We start from the raw sequence: 19,974 nt of genomic DNA, 5'->3' as shown, positions 1-19,974 counted from the left end.
CAGGAGGAGAAGAACATGTCCGAAACCGTGAAGATGCCGGCACTCGGCGAGTCCGTCACCGAGGGCACGGTCACCCGCTGGCTGAAGTCCGTGGGCGACACCGTCGAGGTCGACGAGCCGCTGCTCGAGGTCTCCACCGACAAGGTCGACACCGAGGTCCCCTCGCCCGTCGCGGGAACCATCGAGAAGATCCTGGTCGACGAGGACGAGGACGCCGATGTCGGCGCGGACCTCGTCGTGATCGGCGACGGGTCGGGCTCCGAGAGCTCGGATTCGGGTGACTCGGGCGCGAGCGCCGAGGCGAGCGAGGACTCCGCCGAGGACTCCTCCGGAGGCGAGGACCTCGCCTCCGACGAGACCGTGGCGCCCTCCACCGAGCAGGGCAGCGACGAGCAGCCGGCCTCCGAGAAGTCCGAGCAGTCCGAGGCGCCGGCCGAGGGCTCCTCCGACGCCGGCTCCGGTTCGGGCGGGGGCGCCTCCGGCACCGATGTGCAGATGCCCGCGCTCGGCGAGTCCGTCACCGAGGGCACGGTCACCCGCTGGCTGAAGTCCGTGGGTGACACCGTCGAGGAGGACGAGCCGCTGCTCGAGGTCTCGACCGACAAGGTCGACACCGAGATCCCCTCCCCCGTCGCCGGCACCCTGCTCGAGGTCCGCGTCCAGGAGGACGAGGACGCCGAGGTGGGCTCGGTCATCGCCGTGATCGGCGATGCCTCCGGTGCTGCGTCCGGCTCCTCCGACTCCCCGCAGGAGAAGCCTGCTGCCGCGAGCGAGGAGAAGGCGGAGGAGAAGCCGGCCCAGTCCTCGGAGAAGTCCGGGTCCTCGGAGAAGCCGGCCGAGAGCACGCCCGCGAAGGCGGAGTCGAAGCCGGAGCAGGCCGAGAAGGCACCGGAGCAGGCTCCGGCCCCGTCGTCCGAGTCCGCCGCCGCTCCTGCGGCCTCCTCGGGTTCGGCGCCGAAGGCCGCTGATTCCGTCTCCGGCGCCGAGGCGTCGGGCTACGTGACGCCGCTGGTGCGGAAGATGGCGTCGGAGGCGGGCGTCGACCTGTCGACCGTCACCGGTTCCGGCCTGGGTGGGCGCATCCGCAAGCAGGACGTGCAGAAGGCGATCGACGCGAAGTCGTCGGCCGCAGAGGCTCCCGCGGCCTCCGCCCCCGCCGGGGCCCCTGCTGCCGGCGCCTCGGCGCAGGCCCCGAAGGTCGAGGTCTCCCCGCTGCGCGGCACCGAGGAGAAGATGTCGCGGCTGCGCAAGATCGTGGCCAGCCGGATGGTCGAGTCCCTGCAGACGCAGGCGCAGCTGACCACCGCCGTCGAGGTCGACATGACGCGCATCGCGAAGCTGCGCGGCCAGGCCAAGGACTCCTTCGCCCAGCGCGAGGGTGCCAAGCTGACCTTCCTGCCGTTCATCATGCAGGCGGCCGTCGAGGCGCTGAAGACGTTCCCGAAGCTGAACGCGGAGATCGACGGCGACCTGATCAAGTACCACGGCTCCGAGAACATCGGGATGGCTGCGGACACCGATCGCGGGCTCGTGGTCCCGGTGATCAAGAACGCCGGCGACCTGAACCTCGCGGGCCTGGCCCGTCAGATCGGCGATCTCGGCAAGAAGGCCAAGGACAACAAGCTCGGCCCGGACGACCTCCAGGGTGCGACGTTCACGATCACGAACACCGGCTCCGGCGGTGCCCTGTTCGACACCCCGATCGTCCCGAACCCGCAGGTGGGCATCCTGGGATGCGGCACCATCGTCAAGCGGCCCGCCGTGATCACCACGGAGGAGGGCGATGAGGTCATCGCCGTCCGCTCGATGATGTACCTGTTCCTCTCCTACGACCACCGCCTGGTCGACGGCGGGGACGCCGCACGGTTCCTGAGCTTCATGAAGCAGCGTCTGGAGGGAGGGGCCTTCGGCTCCGAGCTCGGCCTGTGATGCTCTGAGCGGCGGCCGAGAGGCCTTCCGAGCAGCGCGCATCTGAGCGTGGCGGCCCATGATCCCCGGGATCATGGGCCGCCACGCTCTTCGCTGTCCGGGGCGGATCGCCGTCGACGACCGGTGGAGCCGTCACACCGGGTCGACCTCCCGCACACGCCAGGCGCCGTCGTCACCGCGCTCGAGCTCCAGGCGGATCTCTGCGGCCGGGTGTGCGGCTCGCACGCGGACCACTCCGTCCGGCATCCGCACGCGCAGCTCACCCTGCTCGCTGCTCACCCGCAGACGCGCCGTCCCCTCCTCGTCGTCGATCTTCTCGAGAACGGCGCCCGTGACCTGCGGCCCCTCCCCCGCGACCTGCGCATCGGCGTAGGCATCGCGTACCTGGTCGTCCTGGTCCGCCGCCGGGCTCCCCGGGAGCGCCGCGGATTCCTCTCCCGCCCCGGTCACGTATCCGTGCCGCATGGTGGCGAGTTCCTGGGCGAACTCGCGCGGATCGGTGATCGACGCCTCGACGCCCGCGGGGTCGCTCCGAGGGACGGCTCCGCGCGGGCCAGCGCTCGTCCCCGACCGTGTCTCCCTCGTCGCACCCGGCCCCGTGCCGTGATCCGCGCCGGTCGCGGTGCCGGGATGCGGAGCTTCGGCGGCCCGGTGCTCGGACCCCATGGCCAGAGCCGTCGCGCCGCCCGCGAGGACCAGGAGCCCGCCGGCCAGGACGAGAGCGAGTCGTCGGGGCACAGGAGGGTGACCGCCTCGTCGTCGGCCGGCGAGCGACCTCTCCCCGTTGCGGGACCGCGGTCGAGCGGAGGGAGCGGCACGATGGCGGTGATCGATGCTCTCGGGTCCGAGGATCCCGCGACCGAGGGGCTCGGGATCGGCTCGTGCGGATCCCGCGGGTCGCGGCCCGTCGGCCTCGCTCCTCGGCCCCGCTGCCGGGCCCTGGTCGATACGGCGACGGAGCGTCCGGTCCTGGTCCTCGAGGACCGAATCCACCCAGTGCTGGTCGGCGAGCCGTTCGCGTCCCGCGGGTCCGGGTGCGAGACCGCGCAGATCGGCCAGCACCACGGAACCGTCGCGCCGGGTCCCGAGCCCGCCGCCCGGCGCGAGCCCGACACCCCAGCCTCGGCCGTGCAACGCGTCGACCAACGCGTCGAGATCCTCCCGCGCCGTGACCAGCGCACGACGTTCCGCGCTCGAGGGAGAGGCCCGGTGCGCCTCGGCGCGACGACGCCCGCTCCCGGAACGCAAGGGGACCGAGCGCTCCAGCAGCAGGCCGCCCCCTCCCGCGTCGAGCAGACGCGGGGCGGCCCGCACGGGAATCTCGTTCAGCTCCGTCAGCAGACCGGCCACCAGGTGCAGTCGTTGCGACTCCCTGTCGCTCAGAGCACGCACACGGACCACCACATCGCCGGCCCGCTCCACCAGCAGCACCTCACGGTCCGCGTCCCTGTGCGCCACCTCCAGCACGCGCTCGTCCCCGGACGTCCCCCGCCGGCCCGGCGTCCCGGCATCACGGATCTGCTCCCGGTGGTCCTGTCGTCGCGGCCCCATGGGGCACAGTGAACACCGGTGATGGAGGAGGGCCCGGAACTCATCCACAACGTGCAGGCCCCGGCGCCGGGCGTGTGCTCCCCGGGTGGGCTGCGGCGGTAGTCTGTCGGTCGTGCTCGACGTCATCCGCCTCGGTTTCAGCGACCCGCTCCCCGGTGGGGACCGCCATCAGGAGTTCGGCCTCCCGCCCGGTCCTGTCGAGTTCAACGCCGCCTGGGACGTCCAGCGTCAGGTGCATGCCGACGTGGTCGCGGGGCGTCGGCCGAACACGCTGATCCTCCTCGAGCACGAGCCCGTCTACACGGCCGGCAAGCTCACCGCCGAGGAGGAGCGCCCTCGGGACGGCGCCCCCGTCGTCGACATCGACCGGGGCGGCAAGATCACCTGGCACGGTCCCCAGCAGTTGGTCGGCTACCCGATCGTCACCCTTCCCGCGCCCATCGACGTGGTGGGCTTCGTCCGCGCCCTCGAGAGCACGCTGATCGGCGTCGCGGCCGATCTGGGTCTCGAGACCCGCCCGGTCGAGGGCCGCAGCGGCGTCTGGGTGGTCCGCGAGGGCGAGGACGACCGGAAGCTGGCGGCGATCGGCCTGCGGGTCTCCAAGCGCACCACGATGCACGGCTTCGCCCTGAACTGCGCGAACGATCTGAACTGGGCGCAGAACGTGATCCCCTGCGGCATCGACGACGCCGGGGTGACGAGCCTCAGCTCCGAGCTGGGCCGCAGCGTCCGCGTGGCCGACGTCATCGACACCGTCGAGGCCGCCATGGGTGACCTCGTGGCGGAGCGCACGTCGGCGCGCTCACGCTGACACGGCCGTGACCCCTCCCGGCCCGTAGACTGGCCGGGAACCGCGATACGAGGAGGAACGCGTGACGATCGCTCCCGAGGGGCGCAAGATGCTCCGTGTCGAGGCTCGCAACGCCGAGACCCCGATCGAGCGCAAGCCCGAGTGGATCAAGACCCGCGCCGTCATGGGCCCGGAGTACTCCGCCATGAAGAAGCGCGTGCACGGCCGCGGCCTGCACACCGTGTGCGAGGAAGCCGGCTGCCCGAACATCTTCGAGTGCTGGGAGGACCGCGAGGCCTCCTTCCTCATCGGTGGCGACCGCTGCACCCGTCGCTGCGACTTCTGCGACATCGCCACCGGCAAGCCCGAACCGCTGGATCCGATGGAGCCCTTCAAGGTCGCCCAGTCGGTGCAGGAGATGGGTCTGCGCTACTCCACCATCACCGGTGTCGCCCGCGATGACCTCGCCGACGGCGCCGCCGGCCTGTTCGCCGAGACCTGCAGGCAGGTCCATGCGCTGAACCCCGGCTGCGGGGTGGAGCTCCTGATCGACGACATCAAGGGACGTGGTGAGGCCCTCGAGCAGGTCTTCGACGCCCAGCCCGAGGTGTTCGCCCACAACCTCGAGACCGTCCCCCGGATCTTCAAGCAGATCCGACCGGCCTTCCGCTACGAGCGCAGCCTCTCAGTGCTCGAGATGGCGAAGGACGCCGGGATGATCACCAAGTCGAACCTGATCCTGGGGATGGGCGAGACGCCCGACGAGGTCATCGACTCCCTGCAGCGCCTGCACGACTCCGGCTGCGACATCATCACCATCACGCAGTACCTGCGGCCCTCCAAGATGCACCACCCGATCGATCGTTGGCTCAAGCCCCAGGAGTTCGTCGAGCTCTCCGAGACCGCGGAGCAGATGGGCTTCCTCGGGGTCATGGCCGGCCCGATGGTGCGCTCCTCCTACCGTTCGGGACGGCTGTGGGCGCAGGCGATGAAGAAGCTCGGCCGCGAGATCCCCGAGAATCTCCGCCACCTCGACCAGAACACCCCCGCCCGGCAGGAGGCCTCGAGCGTGGTCGCTCGCATGTCCGCCGCGCAGGCGGGCTGAGACACAGGAAGAACCATGGCACGTACCAAGGACACGGACACCACCGAGGCGACGCCCAAGAAGCAGGGCCGCCTCAAGCAGATGGTGGAGGTCTTCAAGGTCACCCAGGCGGCCGACCGCTCCACCCTGCCCTGGATGCTCGGCGCCTTCGTCGCCGCCATCGTCGTGCTGACGATCCTCAGCAAGCTGATCCTGGGGATGATCTGGTACGGCATCTTCCTGGGTCTGGCCGTCGGCCTGCTCGCCGCGATGTTCATCCTCGCCCGCAAGGCGGAATCGGCGGCCTTCAACCGCATCAAGGGCCAGTCCGGCGCCCCGCTCGCGGCCATGCAGTCGATCCGTCGCGGATGGAACGTCGAGGACGAGCCCGTGCAGATGGACCCGCGCTCGCAGCGGATGATCTTCCGCGCCTCCGGGCGTGCGGGCGTGGTCCTGGTCGCCGAGGACGGCTCGGGGCCCTCGATGAAGCTGCTCGACAAGGAGACGCGTCGCGTCAAGCGCGTGCTGAACAACGAGCCGATCCCGGTGCACCGGATCGTCGTCGGCGACGGCGAGGACGAGACCCCGCTGCACAAGCTCCCCTCCTACATGACGCGGATGAAGAAGTCGCTGACGAAGGACGAGTCGGCTGCGGTCAGCCGTCGTCTGGCCGCCCTGACCCCCTCGGTCCGCAGCGCCGTGCCCAAGGGCATGGATCCCACCCGGACGCGCGGTGTCAGCAAGAAGGCGATGATGCGCGGAGGTCGCTGAGACACCTCGATGCCGCTGCCGTCCCGTGCGGCGCAGAGCCCCCGTGAGTGCCGGTCCCGCCGGCGCCGCGGGGGCTCTCGCATGCGGTCGCGAGGCTGCCGAACGCGTGCCGTTACCATTCCGTTATATTCGTTATCTAAACGTGATCTTATGTCGTCGCAGGTCAGAGGGTTTTACGGGAGGACGGCGAGCGTGTTCGGCACGTGCGTACCGCCAGGTCGCGAACAGGAGGAGTCTCTCCGGAGCAGGGAGGTGGCGCTGCGTGCCATCGGCTTCGTCATGCCCGATCCGGCACGGGCGTCAGCGAGGACGTCGCGAGGTGACGACCTGGATCCGTGAGGTCACGGGCGCAGGGCCCGACGGCTGCGTCACCGCCCGGGAGCGAGCCCTCCGCTCAGCGGCGGACCACCGCGGTGCCCGCGGCGACGTCGTGCAGGGGCTGGGCGTCGCGGTTCCAGATGATCGCCGGCAGCAGCAGGAGCATCAGGACGATCCTGATCAGGGAGCGCAGCAGGATCGGCTGACGGCCACGCACGGGGGTGACCCGCACGGCCATCGCGAACTGTCCGATCGTGATGCCGAAAAGGCTGATCAGCAGCAGGTTCTCGACAGCGAAGAGTCCCAGCGTCATCGCGGGGTCACCGCCGGTGAACAGCTGCGAGACGAGCAGGCACAGGGCCCAGTCGATGAGCAGGGAGAGGATCCGTCGGCCGATGGGAGCGACCGATCCCGAGCCCTCCGCGGGCAGCCCCAGCCGGGAGCCGCGCACGTACTCCTCGTCGGTCGGAGGCCCCTCGAGCCAGGCTCCCAGATCCTTGCGTTCGATCACCGCTCCAGCCTACTGATCACCAGAGGCGAGGGCACCGCGCGCTGCGCCCACGGGTCGTGAGTCCGGCCACGCGGCTCCTGCGGCTGCGCAGGGATCCCCGTCCGGAGAGCTGTGCGTGAGGCCCCGTGAGGGCCGACCCGGCGGCCCGGACCTCTGCGCGGAAGGGTCCGCGCATCGTCCTAGACTGCTGGCACGGGCTGCGGGCATCCCGCAGCCGGACCGTGGGCGGGTCGCGTCCCGTCCGCGGCCGATGACCGCCCCCAGGGGATCAGCAGCGCATGCGTGAGCATGCGGATGGAGGAGACGTGTTCAGCAATCCCAGCGAGGCCATCAAGTACATCGAGGAGGAGGGCGTCGAGTTCGTCGACATCCGCTTCTGCGACCTCCCCGGTGTCATGCAGCACTTCAACGTGCCGGCGAGCACCTTCGACGAGGACGCCATCGCCACCGGCCAGCTCTTCGACGGCTCGTCGATCCGTGGCTTCCAGGCCATCCACGAGTCCGACATGAAGCTCGTGCCGGACCTCGACACCGCCTACATCGATCCCTTCCGCGAGCACAAGACGCTCGTCGTCAACTTCTCGATCGTCGACCCGTTCACCGACGAGCCCTACTCCCGCGACCCGCGCACCGTCGCCACCAAGGCCGAGGAGTACATGCGCTCGACCGGGATCGCGGACACCGCGTTCTTCGCGGCCGAGGCGGAGTTCTACATCTTCGACGACATCCGCTTCAAGACCGAGATGCAGGGCGCGAGCTACCAGATCGACTCCGACGAGGCAGTCTGGAACTCCGACCGCGACGAGTCGGCCTTCGGCGGCAACCAGGGCTACAAGACCCGCGTCAAGGGCGGCTACTTCCCCGTCTCCCCCAACGATCAGATGGCCGATCTGCGCGACGAGATGGTCGTGCGTCTGGCCGAGGTGGGGCTGAACGTCGAGCGTGCGCACCACGAGGTGGGCACCGCCGGCCAGCAGGAGGTCAACTACACCTTCGACACGCTGCGCAAGGCCGCCGACGACGTCATGAAGTTCAAGTACGTCATCAAGAACTCGGCCTGGGAGAACGGCAAGACCGCGACCTTCATGCCCAAGCCCCTGTTCGGCGACAACGGCTCGGGCATGCACACCCACCAGTCGCTGTGGAAGGATGGCGAGCCGCTGTTCTACGACGAGCGTGGCTACGGCGGCCTCTCGGACATGGCCCGCTGGTACATCGGCGGGCTCATCGAGCACGCACCCTCGCTGGTGGCCTTCACCAACCCCACGGTGAACTCCTTCAAGCGCCTGGTGCCGGGCTTCGAGGCCCCCGTGAACATGGTCTACTCGGCGCGCAACCGCTCCGCGGCGATCCGCATCCCCGTCACGGGCACCTCGCCGAAGGCCAAGCGTCTGGAGTTCCGCGCGCCCGACCCGTCGGCGAACCCCTACCTGTCCTTCGCCGCACAGCTGATGGCCGGCCTGGACGGCATCCGCAACCGGATCGAGCCGCCCGAGCCCATCGACAAGGACCTCTACGAGCTGCCGCCCGAGGAGCACGCGCAGATCAAGCAGCTGCCCGAGTCGCTCGGCGGCGCGCTGGACGCGCTCGAGGCCGATCACGACTACCTCACCGAGGGCGACGTGTTCCCCGAGGACCTGATCGAGACCTGGATCAGCTACAAGCGCGAGAACGAGATCGATCCCTTCCGGTTCCGTCCGCACCCCTTCGAGTTCGAGCTCTACTACGACATCTGAGCCGTTCCCTCGGACGAAGAGCCCCCGACCCGCCGTGACGCGGATCGGGGGCTCTTCCTCGCTCTTCCCTAGACTCGGGTCATGACCTCGCCGGCAGGACCGCAGCGCGCGCCGTACGCGCAGGCTCTGCGCTGGCTCGTGCATGCGCTCGTGTACCTGCTGGTGGCGATCGCCGCCCTGCGCACCCTGCCGCAGCTCCCGGAGACCGCAGCGAGCCTCCGCCTCGTCCTGCTGGTGGCCCTCGTGAGCGTCTACTCGATCGGCGCCCGAATGGCCTCCGCACGGGGAATCGGTCACCGGGGCTCATGGTGGGCCCTGCGATACCTGGTCCCCGTCCTCCTGCTCTGGGCCTGCTGCTTCACGCTGTCCGGGGACGCCGTCTGGATCGCCTTCGGCCTGGACTTCGCCGTCCTCTACGCCCTCCCGCTCGTGGGCGGCGTGAGCGCGCTCGTCGTGGTCACCGCGGTCGCTGCGGGAGGCTTCGCGCTCTGGGAGGGGCCCGCGGGCGCAGCAGGGATCCTCGGCCCCGTCCTGGGGGCTCTGGTCGCCCTCGCCGTCGTGCTCGTGGTGCGGACCCTGCAGGACGTGATCGACGAGCGCACTCAGCTCGCCCAGGACCTGCTCGATGCGCAGGATCAGATCGCGCGCACCCAACGGGAGACGGCGCGCGCCGAGGAACGCGAGCGCATCGCCCGCGACCTGCACGACACGGTCGCGCAGTCGGCCCTGTCGATCCAGATGCTGCTCGACGCCGCGCGCACCGCGCTCGAGGCCTCCGACCTCGAGACCGCCTCGGGTCACCTCGCCCAGGCCCGCGGGGCCGCGGCGCTCACCAGCCGTCAGACCCGCGCGTTCGTCGACGCCGACGGCGCCTCCGCGTCGGGCACGCCGCTGCACGAGCGACTCCAGGAGGTGCTGACCGAGATGGCGCCGAGCTCCGCAGACTCGCCCCGGGTGCAGTTGCGCTGGGAGCTGGCGGAGGGCGAGGACGGTCAGGTCCCGGAACGGGCGGCCTCGGCGCTGGAGCGCATCACCCGCTCGCTCGTGGGCAACGTCCTGCAGCACGCCGATGCGTCCCGCGCCGTGCTCACGGTGGGCGCGCAGGACGGGGACCTGGTGCTCGACGTCGTGGACGACGGGCTCGGCTTCGACCCGTCGACCGCCGAGGGATTCGGGCTGCGCACCGTGCGCGCCCGGGCCCGTGCCGCCGGTGGTGACGTCACGGTCGAGTCCGCGCCCGGGGAGGGCACCGCGGTGCAGGTGCGTCTGCCGGTGGGCGCGGCCCCGGGACGGGGCACGGCGGCTACACACGTCGTGCAGGAGGCACCGGCGGCAGACATCCGGGAGGAGCAGGGATGATCGATGTCCTGGTGGCCGACGACCACGCGATCGTGCGGCGAGGGCTGGTCTGGGTCCTCGACGCCGAGGACGACCTGCGGGTGGTCGCCGAGGCGAGCACCCCGGAGGCGGCGAGGGACCGCGTCCGACTGGGCGACGTCGACGTCGTGCTGCTGGACCTGCAGTACACGACCTCCCCGCTGCGCGGGAGCGCGATCATCCCCGATCTGCTCGCCCTTCCGGAGCCGCCCGCCGTGGTGGTGCTGACCACCTACGACAACGACCAGGACGTGCTCGAGGCGATGGAGGCCGGGGCCGCGGGCTACCTGCTGAAGGACTCCCCGCCCGAGGAGCTGGTGCGCGCGGTGCGCGGCGCCGCGTCCGGGACGCGCGTGATGGATCCGCGGGTGCGCTCACGACTGGGCGGGCGCGGATCCGATGAGCTCAGCGAGCGCGAGCGGGAGGTGCTGCGTCTGGTGGCAGAGGGTCGCACCAATGCCGCCATCGCCGCCGAGCTGTTCCTCTCGCAGGCGACCGTGAAGACCCACCTGGTGCACGTCTTCGACAAGCTCGGCGCCGCCAGCCGTACGGATGCGGTCGCCCGGGCGCGTTCGCGAGGGATCCTGCGGCCCGAGGGCTGATCACCCGATCGCGTCGAGACCGCCCTTGGACTTCAGCAGGTTCACCAGCAGCTGCTGGGGCTGGGTGCAGCTCTCGAGCACGCAGTCCTCGGCCTCGAAGCCCCAGACCCTCCGCAGCGCCGTGAAGGTCTCGAACTCCTCGGGCCCCGTCCTCAGCGGCACCACCGAGTACCCACCGGCCTCCGGCAGGTGGATGATGAAGGCCCCGGTCAGGTCCGGCATCTCCCGCACGGTGCCGTCCTCGTCCAGCAGCGCCTCGGCGTTCACGACGGCGACGCCCTGCAGGGCGTAGTCCCCGCGCACCTTCTTCGAGGTCTTGATGTCACCGCTGAGCAGCGCTCCGCCGATCCGCACGATGCAGTCGGTGGTCCCCGCGTAGCCCACGCTGTGGTTCACGACCGTCTGCTCGACCTCGACGAACTCGGGCTGGAACTCCTCGAGGAAGCGTCCGTAGCCGTCGAGCCGCACCGCGGCCCGGTCCAGCAGCGCCCCGGCGTCGGGCTCGCGCGCGAAGGCGCCCTCGCTCCCCCGCATCGACTCGGCGATCCCGGCCACGTGGTCCCGGGAGGGACGCTCCCCGCTGCGGCCCCAGTCCTCGCAGGCCGCGTGGACGAGGGTGCCGAACTCGGAGGCGATGCGGGTGTGCTCCTCCGCGGCCGCCGCGATCCGCTTCTGTGCCCCCCAGCGGTCCTGCGAGACCCGGGAGATCTCCGAGGCGGCGCGGTCGGGGTTGCGATCCAGCCAGGCGTACATCTCCAGAGCCCGCTTGGAGGCCATGGTCGCGTACCAGCCCTGCAGATGGTCCTTCGCGCGCATGCCGGCGACGGTCGTGATCGAGGGGTAGACGACCGGCCCGTCGGGCTCGATGCGGTACATGCGTCCGCGCGGTGTCTGCTCGCTCAGCGTGGGTGTGGTCATGGCTCCTCGGGTGGGGATACGTCAGGGCGGGGTCCGCGGGCCGGCGCCGGTGGTCGACGGCCCGGACCAGGGTACGGCGCGGAAGGCGACGGGGCGTGCTCAGTCGCCGTCGGGCGCGGTCAGTCGGCGGCGTCGCCGAAGATGATCTCCTCGGCGACGGTGCGGGCGTGGCGGGTGGCGCGCAGGTAGCTGTCCTCGAGCTCGGAGGCGCTGGCCTCGTCCCCCTCGACGAGGACGGCGGCGGCATAGAGGTCGATGCGGTCCTTCGGCAGGACGTCCCCCTCGCGACCGCGCCACAGGAAGATCGCGCGACGGATCTGCCAGGAGAGGCGCCACGCGGCCTCCAGCTCCTCCTGCTGGCGCACCGTGAGCAGCTCGGCGGCGCGCGCCCGCTCGAGGATCTCCAGGGTGGTGGTCGTGCGCAGCTCAGGGATCTCGTGCGCATGCCGCAGGACGATCAGCTGCGAGACCCACTCGACGTCGCTCATGCTGCCCCGGCCGAGCTTCAGGTGCCGGGCGGGGTCGGTGCCGCGCGGCAGCCGCTCGGACTCGACGCGGGCCTTCATGGTGGCGATCTCACGGTGGGCGGACTCGCCGAGGCCGCCCGACGGATAGCGCTCGTGGTCCATCGCGCTCTCGATCTGCGACTGCAGGTCCCTGGAGGCCACCACGACGCGCGCCCGCACCAACGCCTGACGCTCCCAGGTGAGGGCGTCGCGGCGGTAGTAGACGCTCCAGCTCTCGATGCTGCGGGCGAGCACGCCGTTGCGACCCTCGGGCCGCAGATCGGCGTTCACCTTCATGTCGGCCCCGGTGGAGGGGGCGTTGAGGATCCGCTGGACCTGGGTGGCGACCTTGACGGCGATCGCGCCGGCCTCCTGCCCCGCCCCGCGATCGGTGAACAGGAACTGGACGTCGGCGTCGGAGGCGTATCCCATCTCGCGCGCCCCGAAGCTGCCCATCGCCACCAGCGCCATCTCCACCCCGAGAGCGCGGGAGGGATCGCTGCGGCGCTCGCGCAGGTCGCTCGCGCTGAGCTCGAGGTCCTCGCGCACCGGGGCGACGTCCTCGCCGATCGCGCCGCGCTCCCGCGCCACCGCGTGGTACGCGACCAGCAGTCCCGCCTCGAGAACGGCCTCGGCGAGGTCGGTGAGCCCCCGGGCGGCCTGGCGGGAGTCCACGAGCCCCAGCAGGTGCGCCATCGAGATCCGCAGCAGCTCCCGCAGTCGCGCGCGGCGCAGCAGGTCCTGGGCCGATTCGATCGAGTCCACGCGGCGGATCACCGCCAGGAACTCCTCGTGGAGCTTCTCCCGGCCCAGCGGCCGCAGGGTCTCGTCGCGGCTCAGCCAGCGCACCGCCTCGGGGACCTTCTCGAGCTGTTCGCCGACGAAGCGCGAGCTCGAGAGGACACGGGTGAGACGGCGCGCGGCGACCCCGCTGTCGCGCAGCAGCGCCAGGTACCAGTGCGCGGAGCCGATGGTGTCGGAGAGCCGGCGGAAGGCGAGCAGGCCCATGTCCGGGTCGATCCCGTCGGCGAACCATTCGAGCAGGGCCGGCATCAGCTGGCGCTGGATCGCCGCGCGGCGGGAGATGCCGTCCGTCAGGGCACGGATGTGGTCGATCGCCCGACGCGGATCGCGGTAGCCGATCGCCGCCAGCCGCGCCTGCGCGGACTCGCTGGAGAGCATGACCTCGTCGTCGCTGAGCTGCGAGTTCGTGAGCAGCAGCGGGCGGTAGAAGATCTCCTCGTGGAGCTGGCGCACGCGGCGGCGCGTGCGTTCGTAGCGGGGTGTGAAGTCCTGCGGCGTCAGGCCCACGCTGCGGGCCAGTCGGCGCAGGTCCGCCTCGGCCGTGGGCAGCACCTGGGTCCGGCGCATGCGGTGCAGCTGGAGGCGGTGCTCGACGGTGCGCAGGAAGCGATAGGCCGAGTCGAGCTCCACGACGTGCCGACGCGAGATGAAGCCGCCCGCACCCAGGCGCTCGAGAGCGGGCAGGGTCCCACGCACGTGCAGCGTCTCGTCGGTGCGCCCGTGGACCATCTGCAGCAGCTGGACCGTGAACTCGACGTCGCGCAGGCCGCCGGGGCCCAGCTTGATGTTGCGATCGGCCTCGGCACGGGGGATGTGGGCGATCACGCGGCGGCGCATCGCCCGGGTGTCCTCGACGAACCCCTCCCGCGTGGAGGCCTGCCAGATCCAGGGCTCGACCATCTCCTCGAAGGCCTTCCCCAGTTCCCGGTCACCGGCGACGAACCGCGCCTTCAGCAGTGCCTGGAACTCCCAGGAATCGGCCCAGCGCCGGTAGTAGCGCCGGTAGGAGTCCAACGTCCGGACCAGCTCACCGTCCTTGCCCTCGGGCCGCAGGTTCGCGTCGACCTGCCACAGGGACCCCTCGGCCGTGCGATCGGCGCACACCCGGGCGAGCTCCCGGCACAGAGCGGCCCCGATCTCGACCACGGTTCGCTCCTCGTCCGGATCGGAGCCCGTCGCCGTGGAGCCGGAGCGCTGTCCGGCAGACGGCTCCGTCGGCGCCGCAGCTGCCTCGGAAGCGGCCTCGGCGACGTAGACGACGTCGACGTCGGAGATGAAGTTCAGCTCGCGGGCGCCGGTCTTGCCCATCGCCACCACGGCCAGCCGCACCTTCTGCTGGTCCTCCACGGCCGTGCGCGCGATCGCGAGGGCTGCCTCCAGGGAGGCGCCGGCGAGATCGGCCAGGGCCGTGGAGACCAAGGGCTGCACGGCGGTGGGGTCGGGGGCGGTGACGTCGGCAGCGGCGATCTGCAGCAAGCGCTCGTGATAGGCGATGCGCAGCGCGTCGCGTCCCTCGCGGCCGCTGAGCGAGGCGAGCGGGATCTCCGCGCCGGCCACCGCTCCCACCGCTCCCAGCAGTCGCGAGCGGACGTCGGCGGAGTCCATGGTGAGCGCGTCCGGTCCTGCCTCGAGGGCGACCGCGCGGTCGGGGTGCCGGGTCAGGAAGTCCCCCAGCGCCACCGAGGTGCCCAGCACCCGGATCAGCCGCTCCCCCGGCCCGTCGGGCCGACCGATGTCGCCGAGCAGGTCCTCCAGCTCGCGGTCGCGCCCGGCCTCGCGCGAGGCCTCGGCGAAACGCAGCAGCCCGAGCACGGCCTCGTCGGGGTCCGCGACGCGACCGATCGCCTCGGCGGCACCTCGCCCCAGGCCCGCCAGCGCCGGTTCGTCGAGGAAGGAGCGGACGCGGTCCGGGCGCGCGTATCCGAGGCGGGCGAGCGCGCCGGTCGTGGTCGGGGGCTCGCTGCCGGGGCCGGGGCGGCGCGGGGGTGCGGGGCTCATCCGGCGAAGAACGACGTCTCGAACTCGCGGGAGGTGACCTGCTCGCGGTAGCGACGCCACTCGTCGTGCTTGTTGCGCAGGAAGAACTCGAAGACCTGCTCGCCGAGCGTCTCCGCCATCAGCTCACTGCTCTCGAAGACCTCGAGGGCACGGTAGAGATCGGTGGGCAGGGGCTCGATGCCCATCGTGCGGCGCTCGCGGTCCGTGAGCTCCCAGACGGTGTCCTCGGCGCCCTCGGGCAGCTCGTACTCCTCCTCGACCCCCTTGAGCCCGGCCGCGAACAGCACCGCGAAGGCGAGGTAGGGGTTGCACGCGGAGTCCGTCCCGCGGAACTCGACGCGCGAGCTCGTGCCCTTGGTGGGCTTGTGGAAGGGGACACGCACCAGCGCCGAGCGGTTGTTGTGCCCCCAGGTGATGAAGCTCGGGGCCTCCTGTGCACCCCACAGGCGCTTGTAGGAGTTCACGAACTGGTTGGTCACCGCGCAGTACTCGGCGGCATGGCGCAGCAGGCCCGCGATGAACTGGCGGCCGGTGCGGGAGAGTCCGAACTCGGCGCCGGGCTCGTGGAAGGCGTTGCGCCCGCCCTGGAACATCGACAGGTGGGTGTGCATGCCCGAGCCGGGATGCTCGATCATCGGCTTGGGCATGAAGGTCGCGACCTGGTCCATGCCCAGGGCCACCTCCTTGACCACGGTGCGGAAGCTGAGGATGTTGTCGGCCGTGGTGAGGGCGTCCGCGTACCGCAGGTCGATCTCGTTCTGGCCCGGTCCGTTCTCGTGGTGGGAGAACTCGACCTGGATGTTCATCTGCTCGAGGTACTGGATGACCGTGCGGCGGAAGTCCTGTCCCTGCCCCTTGTGGACGTGGTCGAAGTAGCCCGCCGTGTCCACCGGGGTGAGCGTCCTCCCGGGCTCGTAGCCCTCCTTGAAGAGGTAGAACTCGATCTCCGGGTGGGCGAACAGGTCCAGGCCCTTGTCGGCGGCGCGTTCGGAGACCGAGCGCAGCACGCGGCGGGGGTCGGAGGCGGCCGGCTCGCCGTCGGGCGTGAGGACGTCGCACATCATCCGTCCCGTGCCCTCGACCTCACCGCGCCAGGGCAGGGTCTGGAAGGTCGCGGGGTCGGGACGCAGCAGCATGTCCGACTCGTAGGCCCGGGTGAAGCCTTCGATCGTGGAGCCGTCGATGCCGATGCCCTCGTCGAAGGCCGTCTCGAGGTCCTCCGGGGAGATCGCGATGGACTTCAGCGTCCCGACCACGTCGCAGAACCACAGGCGGATGAACCGCACGTCCTTCTCGGCGACCGTGCGCAGGACAGCATCATGATGGCGTTCCATGGGTCCAGTGTGCCGCATCGAGCGGATACGGCCGCGGACGTCGGACGGCCTGCCACCGCGGGGGTGGCAGGCCGTCCGACGAGGCGTGGAGCCGGGAGCGTCCGCGTGCTCGTCACAGCTTGAAGTACCACTGGCCGTCGTCGGCCTTCGCCATCGTGGTGTCGTTCGAGCCGTCGAAGCTGAGAGTGATCGTGCCGTCGTCCTCCGCCTTCGCGTCGATCATCGACGCATCGAGCATGCTCACGAGCTCCGGAGTGAACTGGTCCATCTGTTCGGACTTCTCGATCTGCTTCGCGCAGACCTTGCGGGCCATCCCGTCGATCGGTTCGCCCGTCGACGGATCCATCGTGAAGCCGCAGGCTTTCTCGGCGTCCTTGTCGCCGAGAGCCTTCATGAAGTCGATGAACTGTCCCTTGGCGGCGCTGAGATCGCCCTCGGTGACGTCCTCCTCCGAGCCCGAGCTCTCGGAGTCGTCCCCGCCGGCCCCCGAGGCGTCCTCGTCCGAGGCAGCGGAAACCTCGGACGTCGCATCGTCGGAGACCGACTCCTCGTCGGCGGTCTCCTCCGAGGTCGCCTCCTCCTGGGTCGAGGGGTCGGCCTCCTCGTCCGCCGTCGACTCCTCCGCGGTCGTCGCCTGCTCGGTCGCTGTCTCCGCAGTGGGCTCCTCACTCCTCGCACCCCCGAGCAGCGGCCCGATCAGGGTCCCGCATCCCGTCAGCGCGAACGTCAGTGCGAGCGATCCCGCGCCGACGGCGAGACCTCTGCCCCATCCACGATTGCTGGTCCTCATGACGTCTCCCCTCGATCCAGGCGGGCGCCTCCGTCGGCGTCCCTGTGGGAACGAATACTGGCACGGTCGTCGAGGACCTTCCATGGGGAGGAGTCCCCATGTACGCCGGGTGGCCGACCAGCCCGCTAGGCTGGGACGGCCCTGCCGGCGACCGCCGGCACCGCAGCTCTCGCCCCGTGGAGGACCCCCATGAACACCGCCGCCGTCCCGATGCCGCCCGAGCGGTCGCACCGTCCCGCGAAGGTCCGGCTGCGCCACCTGCAGGAGGCGAAGGACGCAGGTCGCAGCTTCTCGATGCTCACCTCGTACGACGCCCTCAGCGCGCGTGTCTTCGAGGAGGCCGGTATCGACGTGCTGCTGGCGGGCGACTCGGCGGGCACGACGGTGCTCGGGTTCGAGTCGACGGTCCACACCACCCACCAGGACATCGTGACCTTCACCGCCGCCGTGGCCCGATCCGTGTCCCGGCCCCTCGTGGTCGCGGATCTCGCCTTCGGCAGCTACCAGGTCGACGTGGCCGAGGCCGTGCGCAACGGCGTCGAGCTCCTGCGCGCAGGCGCCGAGGCGGTCAAGCTCGAGGGTGGCGCAGCGCGCTCGGAGACGGTGCGAGCCCTGGTGGACGCCGGCATCCCGGTGATGGGGCACCTCGGCTTCACCCCACAGTCGGTCAACGTGCTCTCCGGTCACCGCGTGCAGGGCCGCGATCATGCAGCCGCGGACCGCCTCGCGGAGGACGCCCAGGCCCTCCAGGAGGCCGGCGCCTTCGCCGTCGTCCTCGAGCTGCTGCCCAGCGAGGTCTCCGGACGCATCACCGAGTTCCTCGAGATCCCCACGATCGGCATCGGCGCCGGGCCCGACTGCGACGGCCAGGTGCTGGTGTGGCAGGACATGGCAGGGCTCTCCGGCTTCGAGGGCCGTTTCGTGCGACGCTTCGCCGACCTGCGGGGGGAGCTGCTGCGGGCGGCCACCGAGTACCGCGAGGCCGTCGAGACCAAGGAGTACCCCACGGCCGAGCACTCCTTCGAGTGACGGCCGCGGGGCGTCGCGGACTCAGTCCTCGTCCCACTCCTGGTCCTGGCGGTCCCAGGCCTGGTTGCGCTCCTGGGCACCCTTGAGCGCGCCCTGGGCCTGCTCGCGGCTGGAGTACGGACCCATCAGCGACGCCCCCGGGGACTGGTGCCCCTCCTCCACCTGACCGGTGTCGACGTTGTAGTAGAACTCGCTCGTGGTCATCGCGCTACTCTCCTCTGGTGTCGTCTGCGCTCTCGTCGTGGGCCGCTTCCGGCCGGGGTGCACGGCCTCTCCGTCGACCTCGCCACGTCGACCCCGCGCGGGGCCGCTGGGCGCGAGGACCCGGTGAGACACTGCACCCATGACTGTAGAGCAGCGATGGATCCGTCCGGAGGGCCGTGAGCTCCTCACCCCGGGGACCGTGGGCCCGGCACGCACGGTGCCCGCCTCGATCGAGCGTCCTGAGTACGTGGGCAAGGACCAGGCGGTCTCCGACTCCGGGCCGCACGTGCAGAGTCGCGACGTGATCGAGCGGATGCGCGAGCCCTCCCGCATCGCCGCTCTCGCCCTGCAGGCAGCCGGCGAGGCCGCCGTCCCGGGGGCGACCACCGACGACATCGACGCCGTGGTCCACGACGTGATCGTCTCCCACGGCGCCTACCCCTCCCCGCTGGGGTACCTGGGCTTCCCGAAGTCCGTGTGCACGAGCCTGAACGAGGTCATCTGCCACGGCATCCCCGATTCCACGGTGATGCGCTCGGGCGACATCCTCAACGTCGACGTCACGGCCTTCAAGAACGGCGTCCACGGTGACACCAACGCGACCTTCCTGGTCGGGGACGTCGACCCGCGGGCGGCCGAGCTCGTCGAGCGCAGCCACGAGGCGATGATGCGCGGCATCCGTGCCGGCCGCGCCGGGCGCGAGGTCAACGTGATCGGGCGCGTGATCGAGAAGTACGTCGCGCGCTTCGGCTACGAGTCCGTGCGCGACTACACGGGGCACGGGGTCGCCGAGGGCTTCCACAACGGTCTCGTGATCCCGCACTACGATTCCGCGCCCCTCTTCGACGACGTCATCCAGAAGGACATGACCTTCACCGTCGAGCCCATGGTCACCCTCGGGTCCCAGGAGTGGGAGCAGTGGGACGACGGCTGGACGGTGGTGACGGCCGACGGCTCCTTCACCGCTCAGTTCGAGCACACGCTGGTGATCACCGACGACGGGTACGAGCTGCTCACCGCGCTCTGATCCCTCGCCCGCCGTCCCTCTGTCAGAATGTCCTCGGCTCGCGGGCACCTGCCCGCACCGGCCGCCTCCTGCAGCGTCGCCTCCAGGAGCCCGCGACCGGCAGATCGCCGGGCGCGAGAGGAGAGACCATGAGCAAGGAAGCATTCGGGATCGACATCGGTGGCAGCGGCATCAAGGGCGCGCCGGTGGACCTCAAGAAGGGCAAGTTCTCCCAGGACCGGCTGCGGATCCCGACCCCGCAGCCCTCGGTCCCCGATGCGGTCGCCGACACCGTCGCCCAGCTGATCGACTCCTTCGGCGTGGCCGACGACATGCCCGTGGGCGTCACCTTCCCGGCCGTCATCCAGCACGGGGTCGCCCAGACCGCCGCGAACGTCGACCCCTCCTGGATCGGCACCGACGTGGACGCGCTGCTGACCGAGCGCACCGGCCACGACGTCTTCGTGGTCAACGACGCGGATGCCGCGGGCATCGCCGAGATGGAGTTCGGCGTCGGTGCGGACGCCCGGGGCGTGGTGCTGATGACCACGCTCGGCACCGGCGTCGGCAGCGCCCTGTTCAACGACGGCGAGCTGGTGCCCAACACCGAGCTCGGCCACGTCCTCTACGAGGGTGACAGCTACGAGAAGTACGTGGCGGACTCGGTGCGCGAGCGCGAGGAGCTCTCGTGGGAGGAATGGGCCGAGCGTCTGCAG

At 70.9% G+C, this 19,974-nt stretch carries 17 protein-coding genes; 10 read left to right on the top strand and 7 right to left on the bottom strand.

All coding sequences use genetic code 11. From position 1 onward, the window contains the following. Nucleotides 1–15: 15 nt before the first annotated feature. Nucleotides 16–1,929 (top strand): 2-oxoglutarate dehydrogenase, E2 component, dihydrolipoamide succinyltransferase, encoded by a 1,914-nt coding sequence (gene sucB / locus DEO23_RS10580; RefSeq protein WP_109276009.1) that lies wholly within the window; start codon nt 16–18, stop codon nt 1,927–1,929. Nucleotides 1,930–2,061: 132 nt separating this feature from the next. Here the strand turns inward: sucB and DEO23_RS10575 are convergent, their stop codons facing one another. Further along, nucleotides 2,062–3,480 carry a hypothetical protein gene (locus DEO23_RS10575; RefSeq protein ID WP_133249867.1) on the bottom strand — a complete coding sequence of 473 codons (1,419 nt, stop codon included), beginning with the start codon at nt 3,478–3,480 and terminating at the stop codon, nt 2,062–2,064. 112 nt (nt 3,481–3,592) lie between these two features. Between DEO23_RS10575 and lipB the strand changes: the two genes are divergently transcribed. The 3 genes from lipB to DEO23_RS10560 all read left to right on the top strand — a co-directional run bounded on the left by lipB (nt 3,593) and on the right by DEO23_RS10560 (nt 6,125). Beyond that, nucleotides 3,593–4,291, top strand: a complete 699-nt coding sequence (gene lipB, locus DEO23_RS10570; RefSeq protein WP_109276007.1) for a lipoyl(octanoyl) transferase LipB — start codon at nt 3,593–3,595, stop codon at nt 4,289–4,291. Nucleotides 4,292–4,352: 61 nt separating this feature from the next. Then, nucleotides 4,353–5,375 carry a lipoyl synthase gene (lipA, locus tag DEO23_RS10565; RefSeq protein ID WP_109276006.1) on the top strand — a complete coding sequence of 341 codons (1,023 nt, stop codon included), beginning with the start codon at nt 4,353–4,355 and terminating at the stop codon, nt 5,373–5,375. 15 nt (nt 5,376–5,390) lie between these two features. Then, the gene (locus tag DEO23_RS10560) at nt 5,391–6,125 is read left to right on the top strand and encodes a DUF4191 domain-containing protein (protein ID WP_109276005.1); all 735 of its coding nucleotides are present in this window, start codon (nt 5,391–5,393) and stop codon (nt 6,123–6,125) included. 394 nt (nt 6,126–6,519) lie between these two features. Here the strand turns inward: DEO23_RS10560 and DEO23_RS10555 are convergent, their stop codons facing one another. Then, the gene (locus tag DEO23_RS10555; RefSeq protein WP_109276004.1) at nt 6,520–6,954 is read right to left on the bottom strand and encodes an RDD family protein; all 435 of its coding nucleotides are present in this window, start codon (nt 6,952–6,954) and stop codon (nt 6,520–6,522) included. 305 nt (nt 6,955–7,259) lie between these two features. Here DEO23_RS10555 and glnA point away from each other — a divergent pair, with 305 nt between their 5' ends. The 3 genes from glnA to DEO23_RS10540 all read left to right on the top strand — a co-directional run bounded on the left by glnA (nt 7,260) and on the right by DEO23_RS10540 (nt 10,669). Then, nucleotides 7,260–8,690: a type I glutamate--ammonia ligase gene (glnA, locus tag DEO23_RS10550; RefSeq protein WP_109276003.1), complete on the top strand. Its 1,431-nt coding sequence runs from the start codon at nt 7,260–7,262 to the stop codon at nt 8,688–8,690. An 81-nt stretch (nt 8,691–8,771) separates the two neighbouring features. After that, nucleotides 8,772–10,049 (top strand): sensor histidine kinase, encoded by a 1,278-nt coding sequence (locus tag DEO23_RS10545; protein ID WP_109276002.1) that lies wholly within the window; start codon nt 8,772–8,774, stop codon nt 10,047–10,049. Further along, nucleotides 10,046–10,669: a LuxR C-terminal-related transcriptional regulator gene (locus tag DEO23_RS10540; RefSeq protein WP_109276001.1), complete on the top strand. Its 624-nt coding sequence runs from the start codon at nt 10,046–10,048 to the stop codon at nt 10,667–10,669. The genes DEO23_RS10545 and DEO23_RS10540 overlap by 4 nt, the downstream gene beginning before the upstream one ends. On the opposite strand, the gene DEO23_RS10535 is transcribed toward DEO23_RS10540, so the two are convergent. The 4 genes from DEO23_RS10535 to DEO23_RS10520 all read right to left on the bottom strand — a co-directional run bounded on the left by DEO23_RS10535 (nt 10,670) and on the right by DEO23_RS10520 (nt 17,019). Then, nucleotides 10,670–11,587 carry a hypothetical protein gene (locus tag DEO23_RS10535; RefSeq protein WP_109276000.1) on the bottom strand — a complete coding sequence of 306 codons (918 nt, stop codon included), beginning with the start codon at nt 11,585–11,587 and terminating at the stop codon, nt 10,670–10,672. A 119-nt stretch (nt 11,588–11,706) separates the two neighbouring features. After that, the gene (locus DEO23_RS10530) at nt 11,707–14,895 is read right to left on the bottom strand and encodes a bifunctional [glutamine synthetase] adenylyltransferase/[glutamine synthetase]-adenylyl-L-tyrosine phosphorylase (protein WP_109275999.1); all 3,189 of its coding nucleotides are present in this window, start codon (nt 14,893–14,895) and stop codon (nt 11,707–11,709) included. Further along, nucleotides 14,892–16,229, bottom strand: a complete 1,338-nt coding sequence (locus DEO23_RS10525) for a glutamine synthetase family protein (protein ID WP_109275998.1) — start codon at nt 16,227–16,229, stop codon at nt 14,892–14,894. The genes DEO23_RS10530 and DEO23_RS10525 overlap by 4 nt, the downstream gene beginning before the upstream one ends. A gap of 112 nt (nt 16,230–16,341) precedes the next feature. Beyond that, nucleotides 16,342–17,019 carry a prolipoprotein diacylglyceryl transferase gene (locus DEO23_RS10520; RefSeq protein WP_109275997.1) on the bottom strand — a complete coding sequence of 226 codons (678 nt, stop codon included), beginning with the start codon at nt 17,017–17,019 and terminating at the stop codon, nt 16,342–16,344. Between the two features lie 189 nt (nt 17,020–17,208). Between DEO23_RS10520 and panB the strand changes: the two genes are divergently transcribed. Further along, the gene (panB, locus tag DEO23_RS10515) at nt 17,209–18,048 is read left to right on the top strand and encodes a 3-methyl-2-oxobutanoate hydroxymethyltransferase (protein ID WP_205678947.1); all 840 of its coding nucleotides are present in this window, start codon (nt 17,209–17,211) and stop codon (nt 18,046–18,048) included. A 21-nt stretch (nt 18,049–18,069) separates the two neighbouring features. On the opposite strand, the gene DEO23_RS10510 is transcribed toward panB, so the two are convergent. Then, entirely contained in the window at nt 18,070–18,252 is a 183-nt protein-coding gene (locus tag DEO23_RS10510; protein WP_109275996.1) for a hypothetical protein, read from the bottom strand. A 139-nt stretch (nt 18,253–18,391) separates the two neighbouring features. On the opposite strand from DEO23_RS10510, the gene map reads away from it, so the two are divergent. Further along, nucleotides 18,392–19,279 carry a type I methionyl aminopeptidase gene (gene map, locus DEO23_RS10505; RefSeq protein WP_109275995.1) on the top strand — a complete coding sequence of 296 codons (888 nt, stop codon included), beginning with the start codon at nt 18,392–18,394 and terminating at the stop codon, nt 19,277–19,279. A 128-nt stretch (nt 19,280–19,407) separates the two neighbouring features. Beyond that, on the top strand, nt 19,408–19,974 hold a 567-nt coding region (gene ppgK / locus DEO23_RS10500), incomplete at its 3' end, for a polyphosphate--glucose phosphotransferase (RefSeq protein WP_133249866.1).

This window comes from Brachybacterium endophyticum (assembly GCF_003130585.1).
GTDB classification, from domain to species: domain Bacteria; phylum Actinomycetota; class Actinomycetes; order Actinomycetales; family Dermabacteraceae; genus Brachybacterium; species Brachybacterium endophyticum.
Note: the sequence above shows the minus strand (reverse complement) of the source record. Positions and strands in the feature narration are given on the sequence as shown.

Excerpts from the sequence above, each read along its gene's own strand:
- sucB (WP_109276009.1), top strand. The coding sequence starts at position 16 with ATGTCCGAAACCGTGAAGATGCCGGCACTCGGCGAGTCCGTCACCGAG.
- DEO23_RS10575 (WP_133249867.1), bottom strand. The coding sequence starts at position 3,480 with ATGGGGCCGCGACGACAGGACCACCGGGAGCAGATCCGTGATGCCGGG.
- DEO23_RS10560 (WP_109276005.1), top strand. The coding sequence starts at position 5,391 with ATGGCACGTACCAAGGACACGGACACCACCGAGGCGACGCCCAAGAAG.
- DEO23_RS10545 (WP_109276002.1), top strand. The coding sequence starts at position 8,772 with ATGACCTCGCCGGCAGGACCGCAGCGCGCGCCGTACGCGCAGGCTCTG.
- DEO23_RS10540 (WP_109276001.1), top strand. The coding sequence starts at position 10,046 with ATGATCGATGTCCTGGTGGCCGACGACCACGCGATCGTGCGGCGAGGG.
- DEO23_RS10535 (WP_109276000.1), bottom strand. The coding sequence starts at position 11,587 with ATGACCACACCCACGCTGAGCGAGCAGACACCGCGCGGACGCATGTAC.
- DEO23_RS10530 (WP_109275999.1), bottom strand. The coding sequence starts at position 14,895 with ATGAGCCCCGCACCCCCGCGCCGCCCCGGCCCCGGCAGCGAGCCCCCG.
- DEO23_RS10525 (WP_109275998.1), bottom strand. The coding sequence starts at position 16,229 with ATGGAACGCCATCATGATGCTGTCCTGCGCACGGTCGCCGAGAAGGAC.
- DEO23_RS10520 (WP_109275997.1), bottom strand. The coding sequence starts at position 17,019 with ATGAGGACCAGCAATCGTGGATGGGGCAGAGGTCTCGCCGTCGGCGCG.
- panB (WP_205678947.1), top strand. The coding sequence starts at position 17,209 with ATGAACACCGCCGCCGTCCCGATGCCGCCCGAGCGGTCGCACCGTCCC.
- DEO23_RS10510 (WP_109275996.1), bottom strand. The coding sequence starts at position 18,252 with ATGACCACGAGCGAGTTCTACTACAACGTCGACACCGGTCAGGTGGAG.
- map (WP_109275995.1), top strand. The coding sequence starts at position 18,392 with ATGACTGTAGAGCAGCGATGGATCCGTCCGGAGGGCCGTGAGCTCCTC.